Raw genomic sequence first — 6,258 nt, forward strand, 5'->3', positions numbered from 1 at the left:
GCTGGCGACACGAGAGAAGAGCTCGCATGGACTCCCGTATCCCGCGGTTGCGACGCAAGCTGGCACGCATCCCCTACGCGCCCAACCGAAGCCACTCCTTTGGGGAGGAGCGGCACGAATTTCGTCTCGGCCCCCGTCTCACCAAAGGTCAGGCAGATGCCTTTCAGGCCGAGCATGACGTGGAACTTCCGCAGCCTTATCGAGACTTCCTCACCAACATGGGCGGCAGTGGTGCGTCTCCGTACTACGGACTGATGCCGTTGGGGGACTGCACGCTCTTCACGATGAACTCCAGAGACGCCAGCACGGGCTCAAGAGGATTCAGCCGGGCCTACCGCCCCACCCGCCGTGGTGACCTGTTCCTACACGTCATCGAACGCGGATGCAGCGATCTCGTCCTCATAGGCATAACCGGCCCTCTCACCGGGCGTATGCTCATCGGCAACGCAGACGGCTTCTGGGGCCCGAACGTCTCCTCAGCCCCGGACTTTCTCGCCTGGTATGAACGATGGCTTGACCGCATGGCTGCCGGACAGGACAACCGGGCTCTGGAGCTCACCTCACCCCAGCTCCGAGCGCATCCGATTCGGCAGCAGTTCGCTCACTCGCCGTGACCACTCCACAGAACCTGAGCAAGAACCCGTTCTCATGGACAAAGCCATTGGTCCCTCCCCCCTGGACTAGGGTCCGTCTTCAAAGATCGCTAGATGGTGGATCATGGTGGTGTGGTACGCGGTCATGAACTCACCGACCAAGAGAGGGAGTTACTCGCTCCACTCATACCGCGGGCCAAAACGGGACGACCGCGGGTGGAGGACCGCCGGGTGATCAACGGCATGGTCTACAAGATCCGGACCGGGATCTCCTGGCGTGACCTGCCCGAACGCTACGGGCCATGGAAGACGGTCTACACCCGCTTCCGCCGCTACGCCCTCGATGGCGTCTTCACCCGGGCCCTGCAGCAGATGCAGGCCCGGGCGGATGCGGCCGGAGACATCGACTGGCTGGTCCAGATCGACTCCACCATCGTCCGCGCCCATCAGCACGCTGGGGCCACGGGCCGAAAAAGGGGACCCTCCGGCAAGACGAACCGGATGATCACGCCCTCGGCCGATCCCGAGGCGGTCTGACAACCAAGATCCACCTCGCCTGCGACGGCCGGGGACGGCCGCTGGCCGTCATGCTCACGGCCGGTCAGCGTCACGACGGCGTCTGCGCACGTCCGCTTCTCGAGCGGATCCGAGTGCCCCGCATCGGTCCGGGCCGACCGCGCTGCCGACCAGACCACCTGGTCGCGGACAAGGCCTACGCCTCCCGCGGCTTCCGCGCCTACCTCCGCAAGCGCGGCATCAGCCACACCATTCCGGAGAAGCGGGACCAGCAACGCCACCGCCGCAACCGGGGCCGTGACGGCGGTCGCCCGCCGCAGTTCGACCGGGAGATCTACCGCCGGCGCAACACTGTCGAACGCTGCTTCAACCGGCTCAAGAGCTTTCGCGGCATTGCTACCCGGTATGACAAGACCGCCACCTCCTACGAAGCGGCGGTCTCTCTCGCGTCATTCCTGCTGTGGGCAAGATCCGTTTGAAGACGGACCCTAGTAGGTGCGATGTCTTGGTTTTGGGGTGGTGGGGTGAGAGATGGTGGGGGGCTGGGTGTGTTGTTGCTGGTCGGTGGCGGTTTGGAGGTGTGGGGTCACTGTTTTGGGCGTGAGAGAGCTGGGGGGCGTTGCTGTTCTGGGCTTTGTTGTATGGGGGGTGTCGTTGTCTCAGTTTTGTGGGTTCTGATTCCCTGGCTGGTGGGTGTTGGTGTGCTCGGGGGTGTGGATCAGGGAGAGTTGGGTCTGGCTTCGGAAGGGGCGGGTGGTGGTTCGAGTGGGGTTTTGCCGGCTGTGTCGGTTCGGGTGTTGCGGGGGCTGGCGGTGTGCCGTCTGTTGGCCCTGCGGTGGGAGGGGAGCCTAACCACTGGGCAGGTGAGGTCGGCGGCGGACGTGCTGGGGGTGTGGGAGCGTGCGGTGTGGCGGTGGCTGGCGGCCGTTGAGCGGGACGAGGCTGTGGCCCGGGCAGCGGGGGAGGGGGCTGCGTTTCCGGGGCGGTTGACGGTTACTGATGAGGTCCGGGCTCTGCTGGGGTTGTGGAAGGGCAATGTCGCGGCGGTGCATGGTGAGCTGACCGCTCGCGCGGTCAGGGGGGAGGGCGAGTCTCCTCCGTCGATTCCGACGCTGCTCCGGGCGATCTGCCGTGATCTGACGCCGGGGGAGCGGGCCGGGTTTGTGGGTGGGGAGCGGGCGGCGTGCAAGCGTGATGTGTTCCTGGCCTGGTCGTGGGGCGGGCGGAACCAGGTGTGGGAGACCGATCATGTCCAGGCGGTGGTGCTGGTCGACGTCGGCGGCAGGGCCCGCAGGCCGTGGATCATCTGGTTCACCGACTGCGCGACGAACGCGATCACCGGCGTCGCGGTCACGCCCGGGGCATCCGTCGCGGTCACGCCGGGGGCATCCGTCGCGGGAGTCGGTACTTGCTGCGCTGCGCTCCGCCCTGCTGCGTGAGGACCTCTACGGCCCGTTCGGCGGCGTGCCCGAGAAGGTATGGGTGGACCGTGGCAAGGACTTCCTGTCTAGGATGGTGACCGCAGCGTTCGATCTGTTGGACGTGGCGGTGGAGGACCTGCCCGCCTGCACCCCCCACCTCAAGGGCACTGTGGAGGGCCTGAACCGGGCGGTGGAGAGCATGTTCCTGGCCGCGCTGCCCGGCTACGCCCGTCAGCCGCGCCCCGGCAAACGCTCCTTCCGTCCGAAGGACGAAGTGCTGCTGGGCTTCGAGGACTTCACCGCCCGGCTTCTGGCCTGGACGCTCTGGTGGAACACCGAGCACCGCCCGGCGCCGTGAACGGCGGACGTATCACCGCCACCGGCACCCCTGAGCAGCTCGCCGACAGTCCCGACAGCGTCACTGGCCGGTGCCTGCGCGAGGCGCTCAACCCCCTGGATCGGCCGGTCGGGTCGTGATGGTGCACTGCGGTAAAAACCTGGTCGGCCATGGGGAGGCGGGCCTCCGCGCGCTCACCTCACTTACCGGTCCTCCCGTGGCCGGCCGCGAACGCGGCCGGAGTCAGGCCGGTGCGGTCGCGGAAGAAGCGGCCGAAGTTCGCGGGATCGGTGAAGCCGAGGTGCGCGGCCACGGCCCGGGCGTCCCACCGAGCACCTTCCAGCAGGCGCCGGGCTTCGAGGAGCCGCCGCTCGTCGATGAGTTCCCGGACCCCTTTTCCGGTGGTGTTCCGGGCGGCGCGGCTGAGGGTGCGGACCGAGCAGCCGAGCAGCTCGGCGTAGTCCGCGGCCCGGTGCAGTTCGCGGAAGTGCAGCTCCAGGGCGTCCGCGAACCGTCCGTAGGTTTCACCATGCCCCGTACCGGCCGTGGTGTCGGCTGGGGCGATGCCGGGGGAGTTGGCAAGACGCAGCAGCAGCGATTCGAGCAGGCTGCGGCGCAGGGCGTGGTGGACGTCGAGGGGGCGGCGTCCGAGCGCGCGGTGTTCGTCCAGGAGCTGGAGTGCCGTCTGCTGGAGCCAGTCGGCGTCGTCGGGATGCGGACTCAGCACGGCGGGGGCCTCGTGCGAGGTGAGCGGGGCCAGGAGGCGGGCGGTGCCGGCCGTCAGCACGCCTGGCTCGAACAGGATGAACGGGCCGCGGGCGGCGCCGGGCGGATGCCAGCACTGTGCGTGCCCGGGGCGCACCCACAGCCACTGGCCGGGGGCGACGGTCCGCGTGACGTGGTCGACGTCGTGCAGCAACTCACCCTCGGTGACCAGGATCAGGTAGTGGAAGGTGGCGCGCCCCGGCAGGGGCGGGTTCCAAGGCCAGTCGTCGTGCTGGGCGAAGAAGTCCTCGATGAGGGTGACTTCCAGGCCGTACGGCGTGCCGACCGGGGGCTGGAAACCGTACAGCGGAACCGCGGCCGACCCGGCCTGTCCGCTCGGGCTGTCGTGTCGCTTGCCGACCATCACGTGTCCGCATTTTACTGCCCTCTGTGCCGGCTTCGAGGGAAGGATGGGACGTGCCGCCGCGACCGCGTGGCGTGCCTCCGCGTCCTTTGACGCCACATTCCGACACCACTCGTGGAGGCCTACCGCCCATGGACGGACCGACCCTGCAGCAGACCGCCGCGGACTGCGCGGAAGAACTTCCCGGAGCCCGGCTGGAGCACCCCTTCGGCCCCGACTGGGAGGTCTTCAAGGTACGCGGCAAGGTGTTCATGCTGATGACCGAGGTCCCCGGCCGACCTGTCGTGATCCTCAAGGCGGACCCCGGGGAGGCCCTCGCTCTGCGGGAACACCACAGCCACATCACTCCCGGCTATCACATGAACAAGAAGCACTGGATCACGCTGGAGGGCGGGGAAGACGTCGGCAAGGAGCTCGTCAGGGAACTCGTCACCGACTCCTACCTGCTCGTCGTGGCCCACCTGCCCAAGGCCGAGCGGCCCGTCGACCCACGCACCTACGGCAACGGCACACGGTCAGCCCGGTGAGCGCGGCCGGCGACCGGCTCCAAGACACCGCCTGCCAGGCGGCCCTCGCCCTCCCCGACGTCAGCCACGGATACCCCTTCACCCCCGGACTCGGCGTGTACAAGGTCGCGGGCAAGGTGTTCCTGATCGTCACCGACGACCCGGACGAGCAGATCATTACGGTCAAGTGCGAACCCGAACACGCCCGCGCCCAAGTACGCCGCTACGCCTCGATCACACCGGGCCGCTACCTCGACAAACGCCACTGGATCTCCCTCGGGGCAGGCCCCGGCATCACCGAGCAACTGGTCACCGACGCGGTCGAGGACTCCTACCACCTGGCCGTCGAGCGACTGCCGCGACGCGACCGCCCCAGGGCCCCATGAGTTCCGCGAGCTTCCCCACGCGCGGCTGAGCCGACGCGTGTCAGCACCCTCGTGCAAGGCTCGTCATGTCCGCACACGTCCGCCAGCGAGCCGAGAGACCGATGGAACCGACCCTGCCGCTCTTCGGCGAGGAGCCCGCCCGGCCCCTCGCCGACCGCCTGCGCCCCACCCGGCTGGACGATGTCGTCGGGCAGGCCCACCTCCTGGCCCCGGACGCCCCACTGGGCCGCATGGTCGCTCAGCAGTGCCTCAGCTCCGCCGTCCTGTGGGGCCCGCCCGGCGTCGGGAAGACCACCATCGCCCGGCTCCTCGCGGACGCCGGCGGCCTGACCTTCGAGCCGGTGTCGGCCACGGAGCGCACCCGATGCGGCGGTGCGCACCGACCAGGGGTCGTTCCAAGCGGGAGGTCCTCGAAACGTTCGCCTGGGTTGAGGTGGTCACCGACCCGGACACTGTGGCCCGGTCTCAGGATGAGGGCCTGGAGGAAGTCGACATCGACGGTCCTCGAATGCCTCCAGGACTGGATGGTCTGCGCGCCGAGTGTGACGCCCAGCGTGAGTGTGAAGGCTTCGGTGCGCTCGCAGAGAGAGACGTCGTGTTCCTGCGGCGTCGCTGGGACGAGGAGAGCGATGAACCGGTCGTATATCTGATGGAAGTGGGGTCCGATGGGCGTCGGATTCGCCAAGTGGAGCTGGCCAAGGACGGAACCGCCGTGCGCAGTGGCCCTGACGATTGGCCGTTCAATCCACCGATCGTGGACCTCTTTGACCCTGTGCTCTCGAGACAAGAGGTCAGCCGGAGCGAGTTCGAGGAGCACTGGGCGACGGCTCGCCAGGCAGATGCCGGATCATAGGGGCAGATCCGGTCGGCTCACCTGGTTCAGAGGCGTCGCCTTCGCTGGCGTCAGGGTTCTCGTGAAGAGCACCTCGGTCTGCAGAACCTCAGCCGCCTCATCGGTCTCCCGGATCCGGGGAAAGGGCAGTCCTGATGCTGGAAGATCTCCTGCGCGCCGAAGCGAAGGCCCTGCACCGCACCTACGACAACCACGCCACCGACGACTTCATGCGACGCCTGGCTGTGCGCATCGCCCAGGAGTCCGCGCTTGGGCCGACCTAGTGCTGTGACCGGAAAGGTTCACCGGCTCGCGACGCCTGGCACGGCACCTCGCCGCGTTGTCGCATCACCCGAGTACATCCAGTACGCGGGCGATGCTGCGCCTTGCGATGTACCGCACCGGACGCCGCGAGCTTCCCGGCAAACCTTTCCGGTCACAGCACTAGGGTCCGTCTTCAAACGGATCTTGCCCAGAGCAGGAATGACGCGAGGGTGACCGCCGCTTCGTAGGAGGTGGCGGTCTTGTCGTATCTGGT

9 protein-coding genes are annotated in these 6,258 nt (G+C 67.9%); 7 read left to right on the top strand and 2 right to left on the bottom strand.

Annotation, left to right across the window (positions count from 1 at the left end; genetic code table 11):
• The first annotated feature begins 26 nt into the window (after window positions 1–26).
• Window positions 27–614 carry an SMI1/KNR4 family protein gene (locus tag ACZ4SW_RS35430; protein WP_468253193.1) on the top strand — a complete coding sequence of 196 codons (588 nt, stop codon included), beginning with the start codon at window positions 27–29 and terminating at the stop codon, window positions 612–614.
• 93 nt (window positions 615–707) lie between these two features.
• Window positions 708–1,588 (top strand): IS5 family transposase gene (locus ACZ4SW_RS35435; RefSeq protein WP_468253194.1). Its coding sequence is split into 2 segments (ribosomal slippage): window positions 708–1,079 and window positions 1,082–1,588, totalling 879 coding nucleotides; the frame shifts between segments, so codons are not numbered across the junction.
• 767 nt (window positions 1,589–2,355) lie between these two features.
• On the opposite strand, the gene ACZ4SW_RS35440 is transcribed toward ACZ4SW_RS35435, so the two are convergent.
• Window positions 2,356–2,487, bottom strand: coding sequence for a hypothetical protein (locus tag ACZ4SW_RS35440; protein ID WP_468253195.1), 132 nt, complete (start codon window positions 2,485–2,487; stop codon window positions 2,356–2,358).
• A 134-nt stretch (window positions 2,488–2,621) separates the two neighbouring features.
• On the opposite strand from ACZ4SW_RS35440, the gene ACZ4SW_RS35445 reads away from it, so the two are divergent.
• The gene (locus ACZ4SW_RS35445) at window positions 2,622–2,888 is read left to right on the top strand and encodes a hypothetical protein (protein ID WP_468253196.1); all 267 of its coding nucleotides are present in this window, start codon (window positions 2,622–2,624) and stop codon (window positions 2,886–2,888) included.
• 178 nt (window positions 2,889–3,066) lie between these two features.
• Here ACZ4SW_RS35445 and ACZ4SW_RS35450 read toward each other — a convergent pair whose 3' ends face one another.
• Complete coding sequence (locus tag ACZ4SW_RS35450; RefSeq protein WP_468253197.1) at window positions 3,067–3,999, bottom strand: helix-turn-helix domain-containing protein; 933 nt, start codon at window positions 3,997–3,999, stop codon at window positions 3,067–3,069.
• Window positions 4,000–4,127: 128 nt separating this feature from the next.
• Here ACZ4SW_RS35450 and ACZ4SW_RS35455 point away from each other — a divergent pair, with 128 nt between their 5' ends.
• The 4 genes from ACZ4SW_RS35455 to ACZ4SW_RS35470 all read left to right on the top strand — a co-directional run bounded on the left by ACZ4SW_RS35455 (window position 4,128) and on the right by ACZ4SW_RS35470 (window position 6,004).
• On the top strand, window positions 4,128–4,523 hold the full coding sequence (locus ACZ4SW_RS35455; RefSeq protein ID WP_468253198.1) for an MmcQ/YjbR family DNA-binding protein: 396 nt from the start codon (window positions 4,128–4,130) through the stop codon (window positions 4,521–4,523).
• Window positions 4,520–4,888 carry an MmcQ/YjbR family DNA-binding protein gene (locus ACZ4SW_RS35460; protein WP_468253199.1) on the top strand — a complete coding sequence of 123 codons (369 nt, stop codon included), beginning with the start codon at window positions 4,520–4,522 and terminating at the stop codon, window positions 4,886–4,888. Before ACZ4SW_RS35455 ends, ACZ4SW_RS35460 begins: the two co-directional genes overlap by 4 nt.
• 230 nt (window positions 4,889–5,118) lie before the next feature.
• Window positions 5,119–5,538: an AAA family ATPase gene (locus ACZ4SW_RS35465; protein ID WP_468253204.1), complete on the top strand. Its 420-nt coding sequence runs from the start codon at window positions 5,119–5,121 to the stop codon at window positions 5,536–5,538.
• 337 nt (window positions 5,539–5,875) lie between these two features.
• The gene (locus ACZ4SW_RS35470) at window positions 5,876–6,004 is read left to right on the top strand and encodes a hypothetical protein (RefSeq protein ID WP_468253200.1); all 129 of its coding nucleotides are present in this window, start codon (window positions 5,876–5,878) and stop codon (window positions 6,002–6,004) included.
• Window positions 6,005–6,258: the final 254 nt, after the last annotated feature.

The sequence above is a fragment of the Streptomyces sp. NPDC028331 genome, assembly GCF_055565775.1.

Bases quoted from the DNA above. Each gene is read 5' to 3' on its own strand.
- ACZ4SW_RS35430 (WP_468253193.1), top strand. From the start codon at position 27: ATGGACTCCCGTATCCCGCGGTTGCGACGCAAGCTGGCACGCATCCCC.
- ACZ4SW_RS35445 (WP_468253196.1), top strand. From the start codon at position 2,622: ATGGTGACCGCAGCGTTCGATCTGTTGGACGTGGCGGTGGAGGACCTG.
- ACZ4SW_RS35455 (WP_468253198.1), top strand. From the start codon at position 4,128: ATGGACGGACCGACCCTGCAGCAGACCGCCGCGGACTGCGCGGAAGAA.
- ACZ4SW_RS35465 (WP_468253204.1), top strand. From the start codon at position 5,119: ATGGTCGCTCAGCAGTGCCTCAGCTCCGCCGTCCTGTGGGGCCCGCCC.
- ACZ4SW_RS35470 (WP_468253200.1), top strand. From the start codon at position 5,876: ATGCTGGAAGATCTCCTGCGCGCCGAAGCGAAGGCCCTGCACCGCACC.